Here is a 22,368-nt window from a genome sequence, read left to right as displayed (position 1 = left end):
AATTCTGTGATTTCAATTGACTGAAAAACCGGGCAAACAGCTGCCTGTTTTATCCGTCGCCAACTCACCATCCTCTAAAGCCCGATATGAAAAGCCACGCCAGCATGAACCGCATCTACCGGCTGGTGTGGAATGTCGCTTTAAACCTGTGGGTCGCGGTGGCGGAAAACGCCAAAGGGCAGGGTAAAGGCGGTTCGGCACGCAACAAGGCAGCGCTGCTGATGCTGGTGCCGCTGGCGGGGTTGATGCATCAGGCCAGGGCGGCCGACGCGGCGAATGCGACGGTGTCCGCCGGTGCCGCTGGCGTAACGACCGTGGGCAACACCACCACCGTCAACCAGAGCAGCCAGCGCGCGGCGATCGACTGGACCAGTTTGTCCACGCGTGCCAACGAGGCGCTTATCTTCAACCAGCCCAACGCGCAGGCGATTGCGCTGAACCGGATCACGGGCTCCAGCCCGAGTGAACTGCTGGGCAGCCTGACGGCCAACGGCCAGGTTTTTATTCTGAACCCGAATGGCGTGCTGTTTGGCGCTGGGTCGCAGGTCAACGTAGGCGGCTTGGTCGCTTCGACGCTCAGCATGAGCAATGCGGACTTTGAAGCGGGCAACTACAAGTTCACGGGTTCCGGCAGCGGCTCCGTGGTGAACCAGGGAACGCTGAATGCAGGGCAGGGCGGTTATCTCGCGCTGCTGGCGCCCGAAGTGCGTAACGAAGGTGTGATGACGGCCTCGCTGGGGACCGCACTTCTCGCAGCCGGCAACAAGGTCACGCTCAACCTCGACAACGGCAGCCTGCTGGGCTACAGCATCGACCAGGGCGCGATCAACGCCCTGGCCGAGAACAAGCAGCTGATCAAAGCCGATGGCGGCCAGGTGCTGCTGGGCGCAAAAGCACTGGACAGCCTGACCACGGCCACCGTCAACAACACGGGTGTCATTGAAGCGAAGACCCTGCAGAATAAAGCCGGCCGGATCTTGCTGATGGGCGACATGAGTTATGGCACGGTGAACGTCGCGGGCACGCTGGATGCCAGCGCGCCGACCGGTGGTGACGGCGGCTTCATCGAAACCAGCGCGGCCCACGTCAAGATCGCCGACAGCGCGGTGATCACCACCAAGGCGGCCGACGGCCTGGGCGGGCAGAGCGGCAGTTGGCTGATAGACCCGACCGATTTCACGATTGCCGCCAGCGGCGGCGACATGACGGGTGCGGCGCTCTCCGCGCAGCTGGCCAACAACGGCACGGTCACCATCCTGAACACCCAGGGCGCGAGCGGCACCGCCGGAGACATCAACGTCAACGACGCCGTGAGCTGGAGTTCCAACAGCGTGCTGACCTTGGCGGCAGGCCGCGACATCAACATCAGCCGGGCCATTACCGCAACGGGTGCGAGCGGCGGCCTGGTGCTCAACTACGGCGGTGACTACAAGGTCAAGGCCCCGATCACGCTCAGCGGTGCCAACGCCACGCTGGCCATCAACGGCACCAGCTACACGCTGATCCACAGCATGGCCGAGCTGGACGCGATCGACAGCACGGGGCTGAGCGGCCGCTACGCGCTGGCCGGGGATCTGGATGCCAGTGGCACCACCTACACCGGTGCGCTGGTGGGCGACAGCAACAACGCCTTCGCCGGCACCTTTGCCGGGCTGGGGCATACGGTCTCGCATCTGACTATCAATGCCGGCTCGCAATACAGCGTTGGTCTGTTCAGCCGGAACAGCGGGACGATCCGTGACCTGGGTCTGGTGGGCGGCAGCGTTTCGGGAAGTGGCTTTCATATCGGCGGGCTGGTGGGCTTCAACATTGGCGGCAGCATCAGCAACGCCTATGCCACCGGCAGCGTTTCGGGAGGAAGTGGCTTTAACATCGGCGGACTGGTGGGCAGCAGCTACCAAGGCAGCATCACCAACTCCTATGCCACCGTCAGCGTTTCGGGAAGTGGCTATTATCTCGGCGGGCTGGTAGGAACCAACTACCAAGGCAGCATCACCAACTCCTATGCCACAGGCACGGTAACGGGCAGTAGCAGTAGCAACTCTGTCGGCGGGCTGGTGGGCACCAACTACCACGCCAACATCACCAACTCCTATGCCACAGGCGCAGTAACGGGCAATAACGCCGTCGGTGGGCTGGTGGGCTACAACCAGTACGCCGGCAGCATCACCAATGCCTATGCCACCGGCGCAGTAACCGGCAACATCTATGTCGGCGGGCTGGTGGGCAGCAACTTCTGGGGCATCATCGACACCACCTATGCCACAGGCCGCGTTTCGGGAAGTCGCAACGTCGGTGCGTTGGCCGGCGACAACGTCACCGGCACGGTGACGGAATCCGACGCCGGCGGGGTGAAGGCCTCCTTCTGGTTGAACAGCGTCAGCACCACAGGCATCGGTGGTGGAAGTGGTCTGGTGGATAGCTACACCCGAGGCCTGACCGACATCGAGGCCAGCACGGCAAGCATCTATACCGCTGCGGGCTGGGATGTGGCCAGCACCGGCGGCTCCTCCTCAATCTGGCGCATTTACGAAGGCTCCACCACGCCGCTGCTGCGCAGCTTCATGACCGCGCTGACGGTCACCAGCAACAACGTCAGTAAAACCTACGACGGCAACACCGTCCTCAGTAACATTGGCTACAGCTTGAGCGACAGCAGCGCCGACACCAGCCTGATCCTGGGCACCGCCGCCTACAGCACCAGCAGCAAGAACGTGGGCAGCTACGCCGTGAGCACCAGCGGCCTGTACTCCGGCCAACGGGGCTACGACATCAGCTATGTGGGCGGCACCGCCGACATCACCGCAGCCACACTGACGGTGAGCGGCACCGCGGCCTCGAACAAGACCTACGACGGCACGGCAACTGCCACCCTCAGCGGCAGCTTGAGCGGCCTGGTCAGCGGCGACACCGTGGCACTCAGCCAGAGCGGCAGCTTTAGCGACAAGAACGCCGCCGCCGGCAAGACCGTGAGCTACACCAACAGCCTTTCGGGCGCCGACGCGGGCAATTACGTGCTGGCATCGGCCGGCGGCACCACCACGGCCGACATCAACCGGGCGGCCCTGAGCATCAGCGGCATCACGGCGAGCGACAAGACCTACAACGCCAGCGATGCGGCGACTGTCAACACAGCGAGTGCCAGCTACAGCGGCCTGGTCGCCGGCGATGTGGTGAGCGTGGCGGCCACCGGCCTGTTCAGCGACAAGAATGCCGGCGTCAATAAAACCGTCAACCTGAGCAGCAGCTACAGCGGCGCTGATGCGGGCAACTATGTAATCACCGGCCAGGCGACAACGACCGCCAGCATCAGCCAGGCTGCGTTGACCATCACGGGCATCACCGCTGCCGACAAGACTTATGACGCCGGCACGGCCGCCACCGTCAACACGTCGGGCGCCAGCTATACCGGCCTGTTTGCCGGCGACGCGGTGAACGTGTCGGCCACCGGTGTGTTCAGCGACAAGAACGCCGGCACCGGCAAGACAGTCAACCTGAGCAGCAGCTACAGCGGCGCCGATGCAGGCAACTACGCCATCAGCAGCCAGACCGGCACGACGGCCACCATCAACAAGGCCGACCTCACGGTTCAGGCAACAGGCACCAGCAAGGTCTATGACGGCACCACGGTGGCTAACGTCGCGTTCAGCAACAACGCGCTGGCGGGCGACGTGCTCAACGTGAGCAGCAGCGCCAGCTTTGCCGACAGCAACGCCGGCCTCAACAAAACCGTCAGCGTCACCGGCATTGCCGTCGGCGGCGCGGATGCCGGCAACTACAACCTCATCAGCGGCAGCACGGCCGCCACCACGGCGGACATCACACCGAAACAGTTGACCGTGACGGCCAACAACGACACGCAGATGAGCGGCGCGCCCTACAGCGGCGGCAACGGCGTCAGTTACAACGGCCTCGTGACCGGCGACACGGCCACTGCGGTGCTGGCCGGCAACCTGGCCTACGGCGGGAGCGCGCAGGGCGCGTACCTGGCCGGTGAATACGACATCACCCCGGGCGGGCTGCTGGCCAATGGCAACTACAGCCTGCGCTTTGTGCAGGGCCGGCTGACCTTGAGCGGTGGGGACGCCGCTTCGGTTGCGTTGGGCGGCGCGGCGCTGGTGGGTGCCTACCAAGGCTCCCTCAACAGTCTTTCCAGCGACGGCGTTCTGTCTCGCGTGTCGCTGGACGACAGCAAAGGCAAAGGTGATGGCGATGCCGCAGCAGGGGCCCTCAACGCGGCGGCGGAGGCGGCCGGGCAGGACGGCGGTAACTAGGCGAGTGGCATGAAGTGGATTGCCCCCGGAACTGTCCCTAAAACTAGGGACATACAAGCCCATCAGCCTCTGCGACATTCCTGCCATTGCCAAACTTTCGGCCTAGTACATTTGTAGTATGGGCAGGTAACCGACAGATACAGACAATCACGTGAACCAGAAAACCGGCAGAGCCAATCGCTTTGCCGCCTGAAAAGTACCAGCCGGTACCACCGAAATGAGAACAATGAAATTCAATTCCTTGCCCCTTTCCACCCTGACTTCGGCGCTGTTGCTGGCCATCCACGGCGGCGCCTGGGCCCAGACGCCGCCCGTGCCCGACGCCGGCCAGGTGCTGCGCGACCTGCGCCAGGCGCGGCCCGTGCCGCCGCAAGCCGCGCCGCTGCAGCGCATCGAGGAATCGGCCGACCTGAGCCAGAAGGGCGAGGCCAGTGTGCTGGTGAAGTCCATCGCCATCACCGGCAACCAGGAAATCCCCAGCGCTGAACTGCAACCCCTGGTCGCTGGCCTCATAGGCGACCAGCAGTCGCTGAGCCAGCTCAACGCCGCCGCCCGGCGCATCACTGCCTATTACCGCCGCCAGGGTTTTGCGGTGGCCCGCGCCTACCTGCCCGCGCAAGACATCACCGACGGCGCCGTCACCATCAGCATCATCGAAGGCCGCATCTCCAGCCACAAGATCAACAACCAGTCGCTGCTCAGCGACGAGCGCGCCCAGGCCTACCTGGGCCAGGTCAAGGACGGCGACGTCATCAAGAGCGAGCAGATAGACCGCGGCCTGCTGCTGCTGCAGGACACGCCCGGCGTGAGCAGCTCGCGCGCCACGCTGCAGCCTGGCGCCAGCGTGGGTACCTCCGAGCTGCTGATAGAAGTGAACCCCGCCAAGCCCTACAGCGCCAGCGTGGTGGCCGACAACTACGGCAGCCGCTACACCGGCGAATACCGCCTGGCCGGCACCTTCAACGTGGCCAGCCCGCTGAAAATCGGCGACCAGGTCACCGCCAACCTGCTGACCTCCGGCGACAACCTGAGCTTTGCCCGCCTGGCCTACCAGTTGCCCATAGGCAGCGACGGCCTGCGCCTGGGCGCCGCCTATTCCGACATCCACTACAAGCTCGGCAAGGAGTTTGAAGTGCTGCAGGCCCACGGCACCGCCACCAGCGCCAGCGTGTTCGCCGCCTACCCCTTCATTCGCAGCCAGTTCAAGAACCTCAGCGGAACGGTCTCGTACGAAGACAAGAACCTGAAGGACTATGTGGACGGCACGAACACCTACACGCCCAAAAAAGTCGGCGTCACCACCCTTGGCTTGTCGGGCAGCCTGCAGGACGCGCTGGGCGGCGGCGGCATCACCGGCCTTGATCTGTCGGTGGCCTTCGGCAGCCTGAGCATCAACTCGCCCACGGCGCTGGCCATCGACAATGCCTCGGCCCAGTCCAACGGCAGCTACACGCGCTTCAGCTATGGCGCGAATCGCCTGCAGCGTTTCACCGACAGCACCTTCCTGGCGCTTTCAGTAAGCGGCCAGACCGCCAGCAAGAACCTGGACTCGTCCGAGAAGTTTTCGCTGGGCGGCATCAACGGCGTGCGCGCCTACCCGCAAGGCGAGGCCAGCGGCGACGAGGGCTACCGCGCCACCGTGGAACTGCGCCACAACGTGATCCCCAACGTGCAGGCCACGGTGTTTTACGACGTGGGCAAGGTCACCATCAACCGCAAGCCCTTTGGTGCCGCGGCCTCGAACAGCCGCAACCTGGCCGGTGTGGGCGTGGGCGTCAACGCCAGCCTGGGCCCGGTGCAACTGCGCTCGTCGCTGGCCTGGCGCACCGACGGCGGTTTGCCGACGTCCATCCCGGCATCGGCGGCCAAACGGCCCACGCTGTGGATGCAGGCGTCGGTCGCTTTCTGACATAACTCCCTCCCCCGCTGGGGGAGGGTAGGGGCTGAGTGCTGCGGCTCCAGATGCGCCTGCGCGCATCTGGACAGCGCGAAGAAGCCCAGGCTCAGCCTGGGCTGCGGTCTGCAAGACGGGGCCAGCAGCCTTCGAACAGGCGCAGCGACACATCAAGCGCCGCCAGCCCCCATCCCAACCTTCCCCCCAGCGGGGGAAGGAGCAAAACCCGCTTCCGATTTAGCTTCATCTCCCAGAGGGAGAAGGAGCAAGAACTACCGGCTCAGCCATAGGCGCCGAAAAATAACGCGCCGAAACCTCCAGCACACGCCGCGCATTCATCTCCATATCACCGCAGGGCCGGCGCGGCGCCTGCACATAAAAAGGCCAGGGCGCAGACACGCGCGCCGGTTGCGGCCGGGTTTGCGGCGTGACGCGCGCCCGGGGCGGAGAGGGGTGGTTTGACAGCTGCATCTCGGTCCTTTGTTCTCATGGGTTTGGGTATTTGGGTGAGGCAATGCTACTGTGTATTCATACAGTTATCCACCCTGATTTACCCATGGAAACAATGGCCGCTTTTTAACCGCCCCTTTCTGTTTTAACTCCCTCCCCCGCTGGGGAGGGTGGGGTGGGGGCTAGCGGCCGTCGAGCACGCACAGCGAAACATCAGTCGCCGCCAGCCCTCATGAGCCTTCTCACAAACCCATGACAACCCACCACGATTCCCGAAGCAACGGCCAACTATTTTCAATAAATCGTCACATAAATGCCCGCCAAAAGACAATGTGAACTCGCTGTTTTTGCAGGGCTTGCCTAAGCTCAGACCCAAGACATGTAGCACCAAGAGATTACAAATTCGTGCATGTCCAGGGGACTATTAATTCAAAAGGCGTCTCGTATTTCAAAAAATATACAACTTAAGTAAAAAGTTGAAGCAGAGACAAGGTGCAGGCAAACACGGCGGGTTCACAGCGCCGGGCTTGCACCACGAGGCGCCACCGATGAAGCAGCGAGTGAACCGGCGTGCAAGCTTTGGCATCGATCCCGCCGCGGGGCGGCTCCCACCCCGCAAGCCATTTGGCACAGGCCGCCCGGCCTGATGCCCGCCACGCTTGCCACGCTTGCAGCGCCAGTGCGCGCCCCGCCCATCAAGGGCTCCAAAACTCCCCAAGGAAACCAGCCATAACGCAGGACAGCACCGCCATGCCGCCGGCAACTTCACCGTGCCCGGAAACCTCGCCTGGCGATGGCGAGAAAAAAGCCGGGCATACCGCCGAGACGGCCCAGGCAAGCGGCATGGCCGCATAGCCGCCTGAGACCCCCGCACCCCACACACAGCAGGAGACAAAAATGCCCACGACCAGCCCCACAACCAACCTCAACTACAACAGCCAAAAAGCCGCCGGAATCGAGCAGTACAAAAAGTTCATGGAGCCGCTGGATCCCTACCCGGCCTATAACAACACGGACCGCTTTTTGAACATAGCGTACCGCTGGTACACCACGGGACACCTGGAGGCGCTCTACAGAAACAACAACCAGCTGCACCTGAGGCTGCGGACTGAATTCCAGTTCGATGCCCAAACCAACAACCTGTCCCAATACTTCTGGGCCACCCGGTCTCTTCTCGGTATGGGCTACAACCTGAACCGGGCCAGCCTGAATGCCACCTCATCCGATACAAGCGACTGGGCCAAAGTCGTTTTGGCCCGCTCGATCATCAATGCCATCATCGAAACGTCACTGCTGATCGCAAACATCCCCCGATGGAATAAACCTTTGTTTGGAACCGGGACTTATACGCCCAGGGTTCCGGGTGATCATCGGGCGAACCAAATGTTTGACGACCCGGGCGATCCCTTTCGCTCGGCGCTGGCGCCCGACATAGGGATGGCTCCGCTTGACGCATTGGTAGATACGGGTGACAACATCCAGTACTATTTGCCGGGGAATGCAGGGGATGGAGTGATAGTAGACCACCTTGACGCACCCGCCCCCAGTGACCCCGTGCCATCAACCCGGGCGGGCGATGTGGACAGCTATGTAAGCGCCGCGACGCAGGGCTCAGCGCTCAATCCACATGCGGGCAGGTTCGCCCAGCATTTTGTGAGATTTCGCCCCCTCATCAAAAATTTGCGTACCTACGGCGGTGTCGCGGGCAGTACCGGCTTTGCCTTGAACGCCATGGCGTCGGTGGCCGTGCAGGCACACAACCTGCACAACGCCATTTATGCCAACGACGGACCCTACAAAGACGGGAGTGACGCTGCCGCCAACATCCTCGCGGCCTCTATTTCGCTGACGGGCGCCATCTTCAACGTCCTGGCCAATGCCACCAAGGCCGCTGACAGTTGGGGGAAGATCCTGGTGAAGAACCCTGTGGGGCAGCTCGCTGCTGCCGACCTTGACGCCGACTTTGCTCATCTTCCACGTGGCGCCGTGTTGAACGGGAACCAGTTGCACAGCGAACGTACCCTTGATGCCCAATTCTACGGAAAGACACGCCCGGCCCCCCCCTTAAAGGTAGCCCGGTGGGAGGGTCGCGACACCAGCAAGCGGCTGGGCTATACAGGCAGCACCTTCGGCCTGGTCAACGGGATAGCCGGCATGGCGTCGCTGGCCCCCTATCTGTTCAGCAGCAAGCTGAGCGGTGAACAAAAAGGGTTGATCGCCGCGGAAATGAGCGTGCAGCTGCTGAGCGGGCTTGGACAATTTGGCGCCGAGGTCTGGCTTGCGCGCGCGGTGGCCAATCCCAGGTATGTGGCGCAGGCGGCCCAAGGCGTCGGCAAATTCGCCAGGTTCGCGCGCCTGGCCGGCCCGGCGGGGCTTGCCATAGGGTCGGCGGCCCTGTTGTTGTCCAGCCCGCTGCAGATATACGGCCTGGTCCAGCAAGGCAAGTATGTCGGCCAGCTCGAAGACCTGCACAAGGAGACGGCACTGCACGGCTACCAGGGCAACAGCCTGCTGGCGGACTTCTACCGGAAAAAAATGATCACGGAGGCGGTGGTCTTCGCGGTTTCCTCCGCACTGGATATTGCCGGCCTCGTGCTCGCGGGCGTTGCGATCGCCAGCGGCGGTGTGCTGGCCCCGATTGCCCTTGTTGTCGGCATTGCGTTGTCAATCGTCAACCTCGCTCTCTATGCTTCGATGCAGGCCATGATTGAAAAATCCGCGAAGGATGTGAGAAACAAGCTGATCACCGAAGCGGGGGGCAACCTCCAGGCTTTTTTTGAGAAGAACCTGTCCGGGCAGCGCTCGATGCTGATCGCCAACAAGGAGGCCCAGGACTACATCAAGCAGCTGCGGGCCTACTTCAACGTGGACAGCGTCGTGGGCATCGCCTCGTATTCCGCCACCGACCAGGCCCTGGCCCTGGCGGCGACCACCCAGCAAACCACGTCGATGGTGCTCGCAAAAACCTACGGCAACCGCTTCGGCAAAGACGGCAAGGCGCTGCCGGGTGACGAACCGGTCATTGACCAGGACAAGGGCCTGATCACCGTTGGCGGCGAGGCGGGGAAAACCCAGCTTGTGACGTTCATGCTCCCGCTCCTTGCGGCTGGCAAAGAAACCCTGTACCGCGTAGAGAAGAAGGCCAGCAATTATTTCACCGGCTTCGGCCTCACCGGTACGACACCTCCGTTCACCACCTGGACCATCAACGATGGAGATGCGTCAAGCACCATGGATCTGCGAAATGTGGTCGCCTATGTGGATGACAAGAATCCCGACCTCGCGGGTTCCATGTCCAGGCTCCAGGTGAAAGTGGCGGTCAATGGCAACGGCGGGGACGACACGGTCATTGCCGGCGTGAACGATCTCCGCTTCGATGGGGGGTCTGGAAGCGACACCATCGATTATGGGCAAATGAGCGGCCGTGTGTCCATCTTCGTCGAGCAGGGCGCAAATGCGGATGAGGCGAAAGTCGTCAAGAACATGTACAACGTCCAGGCTTACGCCGAGGTGGATGCCCCGAAGGAGTTCGACGTCGGCACCCGGATCGAGACCATCATGACCCGGGCTGCCACACTCGTCACGTATTCGAGGGGGAATCCGGATGTCCTGATCAACGTAGAGCGCATCTACGGGGGAAACGGCGATGACACCATAAAGGGCGGCGCCCGCGATGAAACCTTCAGTGGCGGCGCGGGTGATGACGGCCTGTACGGAGCCGGGGGCCGCGACCTGCTGATCGGAGGCGCGGGCACGGACCGCATCAGCGGTGACGAGGACAACGACATTCTGCAGGGGGGCGAGGGGGCGGACAGCATCGAGGGCGGCGACGGCGACGACCTTGTCCTGCAGGACATGGGGCGCAGCCAGGACACGCTCGATGGCGGCGCCGACAATCTTTTGCTGAACCCGATGTACGGCGGCGACACGCTGGACTACGGCATGGACGCCATGTTCGGCGGCGTTGTAGCCAGCCTCGCGGGGGGTACGGTCACCAAGGTATTGGCCGGCACGTCGGTCAGGGTGGGGGCGAGGGGGCGTTATATCCGCATCTATCACACGGATGCGACGCAAATCCTCTCCCTCACCGGACTGAAGGTCTACGCCGACGGGAAGGACCTGGCGGCCGGCAAGTCCAGCGTGACAGGCACGGACACCGGAGGGAAGAATGAGTACTCCAACAGTCCGGCGGCGTTAACCGATACGGTCGTGGGCGGTGCCTGGAACGGACTGCAAGGGGCGCTCAGTAATCTGGCCTGGGTGAAGGCTTTCGGCCTCAAGCCCTACATCGAATTGGACCTGGGCAGTGTGCAGGACATTGATTCCATCGCCCTGTGGGGGCGCGACGGAACGCCGGCCGAAATGGCCGAAAGCAACAACCTGCGGCTGTATGTGTCGAACGAGCCGTTCGCGAGTTCGGTCACGGCCTATGCCACCCTGGAGTCCAATCTGGGCGTGACAAGCATCGACGTGGCCCAAGTGGACACCAAAGCCAGCACGAGCCTCAACGACATCGCCAGGCGCTTTGAGAACCTGGTGGGCACGGCCATGGCCGACGTGTTGCTGGGGGATGACAAAGACAATGTCCTGACGGGCGGCAGGGGCCTGGACGTGGTGCGTGCCGGCGCGGGCAACGACAAAATCGTGCAGATCATGGAGCGGCTCGAGGAAACCCTCGATGGCGGGTCCGGCAACAACACCGCGGACTACCAGATCCTCGCCATCGACAAGCTGGTCTACAGCATCAATGTCGATCTGCCGGGGCAGAAGGTCTTCAAGATCTTTAACGGGACCAACCTCAGGGTGGGCAAGTCAGCCCGCTACATCCGGATTTACCACAACGACGCGGCAGCCGTGACACAGGCGCTTTCGCTGACGGGGCTGAAAGTGTTTGCTGGCGGGGTGGACATCACCCAAACTGCCACGGGCGGGCTCACAAGCGGGTCGGGCGCCGACAGCGGGGCCATTTTCAGCGCCCTGAACAACCCTGCGGCCCTGACCGACGGCAGCCTGGGCGGCGCCTACGAATCTGTCAATGGGAAAAGCAATCTGGCCTACGCGGCCGGCAACAGGCCTTTCATCGAATTGGACCTGGGAGCGCAGCCCGAGGGGCGGATCATCGACTCGATCTCGCTGTGGGCCCGCGCGGGCGCGGCCGCCGAGAGCAACAACCTGCGGGTGTACCTGTCCGACACGCCGTTCGGTTCTTCCAACACCTATGCCGGCCTGGCAGCGAATCCCGCCGTGACAACCATCGATGTGGCGGTGGTGGACACAAGCCCCAGCACGACGTTCACCGACACTTTGGTCGGCATCGGGAATGTGCTGATCAACGGCGGTGCTATCGACGACATGAGCAGCGGCACAAGCAGCGGCGCGGGCGGCGGGAAATACCGGCGCCTTTCCACCGCGAGCCTGTCGTCATCCGGCACCTACGACAACACCCTCACGGGCAACGAACAGGCCAACGTGCTGCTCGGCGGCGCCGGCAACGACTGGATCCGCGGCCTTGGCGGCGACGACACCTTGCTGGGCGACGCCGGCGATGACCGCCTGGAGGGCGGGGACGGAGAAGACCTCCTGTCCGGCGGCACAGGCCGCGATTACGTGAGCGGTGGGGATGGTGACGACAGGATAGGCCAGGACCTGGAGGCGGCCAGCGAGACAGTGGATGGCGGCGCCGGCACCGACACGGTGGACTACAGCATCAAGGACCTGACAGGTGTCGCCATGACGCTGACGGTCGACCTGGGCGCGGGGACGGCGTCCAAGGTCTTCGAGGGAACGTCCGTCAATTTGGCGATGCCGGTCACAAATCCCCCCCGCTACCGGTACATCCGCATCTACCACTCGGACACGACGCCGGCCCTTGCCCTGACCGAGTTGAAGGTGTTTTCGAACGGGGACAACGTGGCCGCGGGCAAGGCCAGCTGGTTTGGCGGCGACAGCCTGTTCAACGACGTCGGGACAGGTGGCTCTCCCTTCGGCGGCGGCGCTTTCAATCCGTCAGCGCTGACGGATGGCAAGGCAGGGGGATCGGCGCCCGTCACCTTCGTCACAAGCCTGAAGGCCGGCGTCAAGGCCTATATCGACGTGGACCTGGGCAACGCCTATGCCATCGACGCGATCTCCTTGTGGGGGGGCTCCGTCTCCGGCTACACCGGCACGAACGACAACCTGCGGGTCTACGTGTCAAACACCAAGCCGGCCGTGTATTCACCCACCGCCTATGCCGACATGGAGGCCGATCCCGACGTGGTGCAAATCGACATGCCGACGGCGGCCCTGACCGCCACCACAACAATCGTCGATACGCTCATCGGCATCGAGAACGTGATCGGCACGAGGTTCAGCGACACCTTGATAGGTGACGACAGGGACAACCAGCTCGAAGGTCTCGAAGGTGACGACGTGCTCATCGGCAAGGGCGGCACCGATGTGTTGTATGCGGGCTATGGCCAGGATGCGCTGGACGGCGGCGCCGGCGACGACACCTTGTTCGGCGAGGAGGGCCGGGACACCGTGCGCGGGGGCGACGGAAACGACGTGATCCAGCAGGACATCGAGGCTTATGTATCCGGGACTTCCGGCCTCTGGGACATCCTGGACGGCGGCGACGGCACCGACATGGCGGACTACAGCTTTACCGTGTTTCCGGACTCGGTGCGTGAAGGGGCGGACGGCAAGAGCACGGATGTCGGCATTGACGCCAACCTGCTGACCGGCCAGGCCGTCAAGTACCGGGGGACGAAAAACGGGGTTGGTTTCAGCGTCTATGACACGCTGATCGGCATTGAGAACCTGGTCGGCACCAATCTCAACGACAGCCTTACCGGAGACAAGGCCGCGAACACGATGGACGGCGGCGACGGCAGGGATGCGCTGGCAGGCAACGGTGGCGACGATACGCTGTTTGGGGGCGACGGCAACGACACCATCACCGGCGGCGCCGGCCAGGACATCCTGGCCGGCGAAGCGGGCACGGACGGCGTTTATGCCGGTGGCGGCAACGATTTGATCCTGCAGGATATCGAGGCGGCCAGCGACACGCTGGACGGTGGCGACGGCAACGACACGCTGGACTACAGTGTCACCGGCCTGGGCGGGCTGGCCACGACCGGCATCGTGGTCAAACTGGACGCCGACGGCACCGGCCAAGGCAATGGTACCGCCGTCAAGACCCTGGACGGCACCTATGCGGCCGTCGGGGCCAAGGGCCAGTACATCCGCATCTACGCACTGGGGGATGCCAGGAGTGGCGACCTGTTCCTCGCCCTCACCGAGCTGAAGGTGTTTTCCGGCGGGAAAAATATAGCCAGGGGTGTGGTCCCCACGGGCGGCAATGACAAAAGCAAGCCGCTCGATCCCGACCAGCACCTGCAACGGTTGACCGACAACGATACCGCTTCCGGCGACTATGCCATTGTGCAGGTCGACCCCCCTGCAGGAGACCCGGGTTTTTACGCTTCGCCCTATTTCGAACTGAACCTGGGGAGCGTGCAGGACATCGACTCGATCGCACTGTGGGGTGCGCTGCACTACGGGACCGAGGCGCTGAGCAGCAACCTGCGCGTGTACGTGTCGGAAACGTCCTTCAAGGTGTCTCTGGCCCCGCTGGGCCTGAACGAAGAATTCAATCCGTCCTACGACGACCTGGCGGGCAACGGCGATGTGACGAGTGTTGATGTCCAGAAGGTGGCGACGACCCCCAACTCGGCTTTCACCGACGTCCTGACCAGCATCGAAAACCTGATCGGCACCGAACTGAACGACACCCTAATCGGTGACGGCAATGCCAACACACTGTCAGGCGGCGATGGTGACGACATCGTCGACGGTGCCGCCGGTAACGACGTGCTGTCCGGCGGGACCGGCGCCGACCAGGTCCGCGGCGGCGGCGGTGACGACCAGATCCTGCAACGCGTGAAAAAGACCACCGACACGCTGGACGGCGGCGCCGGAATCGACACCGTGGATTACAGCAACACCAACCTGATCGGCCAGGCAAACAGGGGCATTGAGGCCGACCTGAACCTCAACACGATGGGCGTCCAGCAGGTCATCAAGTACTTTGCCGGTACGTCCGTCGGCGTCGGCATGCAGGGCCGCTACATCCGCATCTACCACAACGATGCGGTGGACGCGAAAACGACCCTGGCGTTGACGGGACTCAAGGTGTTTTCGGGCGGGGAGGATATTGCCGCGGGAAAATCAAGCCAGGCCGGAACTTATGGTGGAGAAGCATACAACCCGACCGCATTGACTGATAAGAACGTGGGTAGTAACGGCGGCTTGATTGCCAAGGCAGTGGGGACCAAGCCCTATATCGAACTGGACCTGGGCAGCGCAAGCGCCAGCGACCCCAAGGCCTTGTGGAGCATTGACTCGTTCGCCTTGTGGGGAGTTCCGGACGGCTTTGGCCACGGCAACAACCTCAGGGTCTATATATCGGACACGGCCTTCGAAGCCTCCGCCACCTATGCCAGCCTGGCCGCCAAAGCGGCCGACCCGTACGACGCGGCGTCCATCGGCCATGTGGACCTGCGCACGGTAGAGGTCATGGACACCACGAGTGTTTATGACGTGCTGAAAAACATAGAGAACCTGGTGGGCACGGCGCTGGCCGACAGCCTGACGGGCGACGGCAATGCCAATGCACTGTCCGGCGGAATCGGCAATGACAGGCTGAAGGGGATGGGCGGCGACGACAGCCTGATGGGCGACCTGGGCAACGACAGCCTGGACGGCGGCGCCGGCAAGGACATGCTGGCCGGCGGCGCCGGCAGCGACAACATCAAGGGCGGCAGTGGCGACGACCGTATCCTGCAGGACATCGAGCGCGGCGTCAGCGACGCCATCGACGGCCAGGCCGACAACGACACTGTGGACTACAGCGTCACCGATTTGACCGGCATCGCCAGCCAGGGCATCACGGCCGACCTGACCCTCAACCCGGAAGGCATCCAGCTGGTCATCAAATATTTTGCCGGCACCGTCGCGGCGGCCGGCACCTCGGTGTGGGGACGCTACATCCGCATCTACCACAATGACGATGCGGAGGCCACGAAAGAACTCGCGCTGACCGGTCTGAAGGTGTTTAGCCGGGACGGGGTGGACATCGCCGCGGGGCTTAAGGCCGTGGTTAACGCGGACAGCGGTGCGCTGCAGAACTACGCGCACAGCAAGTCGGCGCTGACGGACGCGGTGCTGGGAGGAAGCTGGAACGGGAAAAACGGCCAGGAAAGCAACCTGGCCTGGGTATCGGGCAACAAGGGCTACATCGAGCTGGACCTGGGCAGTGCCCAGGCCATTGACACGCTCGCGCTGTGGGGACGCGCGGACGGCGCCAGCGAGAGCGACAACCTGCGCATCTATGTGTCGGACAGCGCGTTTGGCGCTTCCGCGACCTATGCCAGCCTGCTGGCCGACCCTGCCGTGGCGCTGATGGAGGTGGGGGCGGTGGACGTGACGGCCAACGTCAGCATGGCCGACAGGCTCAACAACATCGAGAACCTCATAGGCACCGCGCTGGCCGACAGCCTCAAGGGCGACGGCAACAACAACGCCCTGTTCGGCAATGAGGGCGACGACACGCTCTGGGGCATGGGCGGCGACGACTTCCTGGCCGGCGACCTCGGCAACGACACGATTGATGGCGGCGCCGGCAAGGACGTGCTGTCCGGCGGCCTGGGCAAAGACATCGTCCGGGGCGGCGGCGAAGACGACATCATCCTGCAGGTCATGGAGCGCCTCAACGAGACGCTGGACGGCGGCACAGGCATCGACCTGCTGAACTACAGCCTCAGTGACGCCGACATGGCAGGCGGCATCAACGGCAACCTGGCCACCGGCATCGTTGAGAAACTCATGGCCGGCACCGCCATGAGCATCAATGCCCGGGGGCGCTTTATCCGCATCTACCACGGCGACGACACGCTCAACGTTTCGCTGGCCGGGCTGAAGGTGTATGCAGGCGGCATGGACGTGGCGAGCGGCAAGAAATTGATTGGCGGCACCGACGTCAGCTTCGGCAGCGCCGGAAGAAAATACCTCACGCTGGACCTGGGCGGCGTGCGCGACATCAGCTCGCTGGTCGTCCTGGCCGGCACCAAGCCCGCCGACAGCAGCAACCTGCGCATCTTCATCTCGGAAGATCCCATGGTGTCGGCGCGCAGCGAAAGCCTGGGCTACGACGATCTGGTGGACAACTCCGCTGTGGGCTGGATAGACGTCGGCACGGTCGATGCCAACACGGTCACGGCGTTTACCGACATGCTGGTCAGTATCGAGAGCCTCACCGGCACGGCCATGGACGACCGCCTCACCGGCAGCGACGTCGGCAACGTGCTGCGCGGCGGCGCCGGCAACGACACGCTGGACGGCGGCAAAGGCAACGACACCCTGGCCGGCGGCGCCGGCGCGGACAGCATCAAGGGCGGTATTGGCGACGACCTTATCCAGCAGGACCTGGAAGGTGGGGCCGACGTGCTGGACGGGGGGGCCGACATCGACACCGTCAGCTACATGGACAGCGCCATGGCCGGCGGCGTCGACGCCAACCTGCTCACCGGCAAGGCCGTCAAGAACCTGGCCGGCACCTCCACCAGCATGGGTGGAACCACGGGGCGCTACATCCGCATCTACCACACCGATGCCGTGGCCGAGACCAGCATCCTGACGCTGACGGGAATGAAGGTGTACGTGGGCGGTGTCGATGTTGCCGCCGGCTTGTTGAGCAAGGCCGGCGCCGATGATGCCGAGAGCGCGGACCGCCTCTACTTCAACAAAAAGGCACTGACCGATGCCGCGGTAGGCGTCGCGTGGAACAACGAGAAAGGCGACGCCAGCAACCTGGCCTGGGTCACCGGCAGCAAGGCTTATTTCGAGCTGGACCTGGGAGAGAACGCCGGCGACGCCACGAAATTGTGGAGCATGGACTCGATCGTCCTGTGGGGGCGCAACGGCGTGCCTGCCGAGGGCAACAACCTGCGGGTGTACGTCTCCAGCACTGCCTTCGATGCCGCCAGCAGCTACCTCAGCCTGGCGGGAAATCCGGACGTGGCGCAGGTGGACGTGGCGGCCGTGGATACGGCCAGCGTCAATACCGCTTTCACCGACACGCTGATCTCCATAGAGAACCTGGTCGGCACGGCGATGGCCGACAGGCTCACCGGCAGCGACGCCGCCAATGCGCTGAGCGGCGGTGGCGGTAACGACACGCTGGACGGCGGCAAGGGCAACGACACGCTGGACGGCGGCGCTGGCGCGGACACTTACCTTTTTAACCTGGGCTGGGGCGCCGACACCGTGCTGGACTTCGAGCAAAGCAGCGGCCCGGTGGACGTCCTCAGGCTGGGTGCGGGCCTGGCCATGAGCGACACGCTGTTCAGCCAGGTCGGCAAGGACCTCAAGCTCACGTGGGTGGGCAACAGCACCGACTCGGTCACGCTTAAAAACTACTTCAGCGGCAACGCCGGCGACCTGATCGAAAAAATCGTCTTTAGCGACAACACCGAATGGGCTTATGCCAATGTCATGGCGGCTTTGAATCTGACGCCCTCGAACGGCACGGCAAGCTCCGACAGCTGGGCTGGGCCGGGCATTTTCGCGGGCCGCCTGAACGGGCGGGCCGGCAACGACGTCCTGACCGGCGGTGCCGGCAACGACGTGCTCGACGGCGGTGACGATGACGACACGCTGTTCGGCCTGGGCGGCAATGACTTCCTCTATGGCAGTGCAAAAAACGACATCCTGGACGGTGGGGCCGGCAACGACGCACTCGATGGCGGCACCGGCGACGACAGTTACCGCTTCAACCGGGGCGGCGGGCAGGACACCATCACGGACATCAGCGGCGCCGACCGCATCGTTTTCGGCGCGGGCATCAACGTTGCCGATGTCAAGGCCAGCCTGGCCAACGGGCAGGTCACGCTGTCTTTGGCCACGGGTGAGAGCATGGGCTTTGCCGCACCGAACTCCTTCAGCTACGCGATCGAGCAGTTCGTGTTCGCGGACGGCAAGGTGAAAGACATTGCCTGGCTCAACGGCCTGGCCAACAAGGCGCCCACTGGCGCCGACAAAACCCTGACTTTGCTCGAAGACGGCAGCTATGCGATCACCGCCGCCGACCTGGGCTATGCCGACGCCAATGCGGGCGACAGCCTGAGTTTCGTGCGCATCGACAGCCTGCCCGTGGCCAAGACCGGGACCCTCAAGCTCAAGGGCGTCAACGTCGCGGCCACGCAGGAGATCAGCGCCGCCGACCTGGCCGCCGGCCTGCTGGTGTTCAGCCCCGCCGCCGATGCCAACGGCAACGGCTATGCGCGCGTCACCTTCTCGGTCAAGGACCAGTACGGCGGCTATGACGCCGCGCCCAACACGCTGACGTTCAACGTTACGAACGTCAACGAGGCGCCCACGCTGTCGAAGTTTGCCGCGGCCGTGGCGAGCGTGGACGAAGACCAGCTGGCCACCATCACGCTGGATAACCTGCTGGCCCGGGGCGATCAGGCCGACCGCGACGCCGCAGGCGCCGCGTCCTTCCGCTTCGTCATCAAGTCCGTGAGCAGCGGCTTCCTGTGGATAGGCAAGACGCAGGAGACCGCCACGCCCTGGGACCTGGTGAGCAACAACACGGTGGACGCCAAGCGCAACGCCTATTGGCTTGCCGCGGCCAATGCCAACGGCACGCTCGGTGCGTTCACCGCCGTGGCCAAGGACGCGGGAGGCACCGAAGCGGCCAAGGCCATCCAGGCCCAGGTGGTGGTCAAGGCCGTCAATGATGCGCCCACGCTGTCGAAGTTTGCGAATGCCGTGACGACTGTGGACGAAGACAAGGTCACCACCATCACGCTCGTGCATATGAAAACCCAGGGTGACGAGGCCGATGCGGAAAGCACGGTGGAGGCCTTTGTCATCAAGGCGGTGAACAGCGGCAGCCTGCGCCTGGGCGCTACGGAAGCCACGGCCACAGGCTGGGATGCCGCCGGCAATAACACGGTGGATGCGACGCACAACGCTTACTGGACGCCGGACGCCAACGCCAATGGCGAACTCGGCGCATTTACCGCCGTGGCGAAGGACGGCGGCGGGCTTGAATCGGCCACGGCCGTCCTGGTCAAGGTGAAGGTCATGGCTGTCAACGACGCGCCCATCGGCACGGTCGCTCTCAAGCGGGGCAACGAAACCCTGACGCCCACCTCCGCCGTCAAGCAGGGCGACACCCTGACCGCCAGCCACAACCTGGCCGATGCGGACGGACTGGGGACGGTGAGCTACCAGTGGCTGGCCGGCGGCGAGGCGATCGCCGGGGCCACCGGCGCCACATTCATCCTGGGCGAGGCCCAGTCGCGCAAGGTCATGAGCGTCAGGGCCAGCTACACCGACGGCGCGGGGAAGCTGGAAAGCGTGACCAGTGTCGCCGTCCTCGTGGGGGCCAACTGGATTATCGGCACCAACGGCAACGACACGCTGACCGGCACCGCCGGCAGCGACCAGATCGAAGCGCTGGGCGGCGCCGACCTGATCAGGCAGACCATAGACTGGGCCGGTGACCTGATCAATGGCGGGACCGGCGTGGACACCGTGGACTACAGCATCACCAGCCTGGCCGGCAAGACCACGGCGGGCATCAAGGCCAACCTGGCCACCGGCACGGTTGCCAAGGTGCGGGCCGGCGTCGCTTACGGCACCAGTGTTGCCGTCGGCGCGAGCGCCCAGTACATCCGCATCTACCACTCGAACAGGAATACGAGCCTGGCGCTGACGGGGCTCAAAGTGTACGCGGGCGGGAAGGACGTCGCCGCCGGAAAAACGGCCGCGATCGGCGCCGACAGCGGCATGGACACCATCGATGACTCCTACCACAACCTGGCCGCGCTGACCGATGCCTACGTAGGCGAGGCATGGAACCGCCAATTGGGAGCGGCCAGCAATATGGCCTGGGTGTTTAGCAGTAGCAGCACGACCGCGTACAAGACCTACATCGAGTTGGACCTGAGCAGCCGGCAGGCCATCGATTCGATCTCGTTGTGGGAAGAAGGCGGCAGCTTCTCCAGCACGAGCCGCGGCAGCGAACTGCGGGTGTACTTCTCCACCACGCCCTTCACCTCGTCGGCCACGGCCTATGCCGACCTGGCGGCCAAGGCCGGCGTGAAGTCTGTCGACGTGGGGTCGGTGGACATGAATGTCGGCGAGAGCTTCGTCGACACGCTGATCAGTGTGGAAAATCTGGTGGGCACGGCGCTGGCCGATATTCTTACGGGCGACGCAAACGACAACAGCCTGGAAGGCGGCGCCGGCGACGACGTGCTGGACGGCGCAGGCGGCAAGGACACCCTCAGGGGCGGGGCCGACAATGACTTGCTGAACGGTGGCGACGGCGACGATATGCTGCTGGGAGGGACCGGCAACGACCGGCTGTATGCAGATGACGGGAGCGACACCTTGTACGGCGAGGCGGACAACGACGCGCTGTGGGGTGGAATGGGCAATGACACTTTGGACGGCGGTGCCGGCAATGACGAGCTGTACGGCGAAGCGGACAACGACGTGCTGTGGGGTGGAATCGGCAATGACACCTTGGACGGCGGCGCCGGCAATGACGTGCTCTACGGGGAAGCGGACGATGACATGCTGTGGGGCGCAGGCGGCACTGACGCCTTGAACGGCGGGGCCGGCAGCGACACGTTGTGGGGCGGGACCGGCAATGACAACCTGTATGGCAATGACGGGAACGACACCTTGTACGGCGAAGCGGACAACGACAGGCTGTGGGGCAGTACCGGCAACGACAAACTCGATGGCGGAAGCGGCATAGACACCGCGGACTACAGCGACAGCGGCATGGCTGGCGGCATCAAGGCCAACCTGCTTACCGGCAAGGTGGAAAAGTTTCTCAAGGCAGGCCTCGCCACGGCCAGCTTCACCGACACGCTGGTGGGCATTGAGAACCTCATAGGCACCGCGTACAACGACAGCCTGACGGGCAATGCCGGCAGCAACGAACTGGACGGCAATGCTGGTGACGACCAGCTGTTTGGCGCGGGCGGGCAGGACACCCTCAGAGGCAGGGCCGGCAACGACACGCTGGAAGGCGGGGACGGCGACGACGCGCTTTATGGCTATGACGATGACGACAAGCTCAGCGGGCAGAACGACAACGACACGCTGTGGGGCGGGGCCGGCAAAGACCTGCTGTATGGAAATGACGGAAACGACACCTTGTACGGCGAAACGGGCAATGACACGCTGGAAGGCGGCGCCGGCAATGATCAGCTGGATGGCGACATCGGCGACGACCTGCTGTACGGTGGACTCGACCAGGACACCCTCAGGGGCATGGCGGGCAACGACACGCTGGAAGGCGGGGACGGCGACGATGCACTTTATGGCTACGACAATGACGACAAGCTCAGCGGGCAGAACAACAACGACACGCTGTGGGGCGGGGCGGGCAAGGACACGCTGGACGGCGGTGCCGGCAATGACACGCTGATAGGTGAGACGGGCTCGGACACCTACATCTTCCGGCGCGGCGGCGGGGTGGACACCATCCAGGAAAACGACGCCACAGCCGGCAACACCGACGTGCTGCAGTTCCTGTCTGGTGTCGATGCCAACCAGCTGTGGTTGCGCAAGGCCGGCAACGACCTGGAAGTCAGCGTCATCGGCACGGCCGACAAGGTGACGGTGAGTAGCTGGTACCTGGGCGCCGCCTACCATGTGGAGCAGATCAAGAGCGGCGACGGC

The 22,368-nt window shown here is 63.9% G+C and carries 3 protein-coding genes; all 3 read left to right on the top strand.

Annotation, left to right across the window (positions count from 1 at the left end; genetic code table 11):
* Window positions 1-86: 86 nt before the first annotated feature.
* The gene (locus ACLV8F_RS05125; RefSeq protein ID WP_411883169.1) at window positions 87-4,274 is read left to right on the top strand and encodes a YDG domain-containing protein; all 4,188 of its coding nucleotides are present in this window, start codon (window positions 87-89) and stop codon (window positions 4,272-4,274) included.
* Window positions 4,275-4,500: 226 nt separating this feature from the next.
* The gene (locus ACLV8F_RS05120) at window positions 4,501-6,183 is read left to right on the top strand and encodes a ShlB/FhaC/HecB family hemolysin secretion/activation protein (RefSeq protein WP_411883168.1); all 1,683 of its coding nucleotides are present in this window, start codon (window positions 4,501-4,503) and stop codon (window positions 6,181-6,183) included.
* A 1,332-nt stretch (window positions 6,184-7,515) separates the two neighbouring features.
* Window positions 7,516-22,368 (top strand): calcium-binding protein (locus ACLV8F_RS05115; protein WP_411883167.1); only part of this gene is annotated, 14,853 nt, incomplete at its 3' end.

Origin of the sequence: Polaromonas sp. YR568 (assembly GCF_943369675.1) — a bacterium.
Taxonomy (GTDB): domain Bacteria; phylum Pseudomonadota; class Gammaproteobacteria; order Burkholderiales; family Burkholderiaceae_C; genus Polaromonas.
The sequence above is the reverse complement of the archived record's forward strand: the minus strand, read 5'-3'. Positions and strand labels throughout refer to the sequence as shown.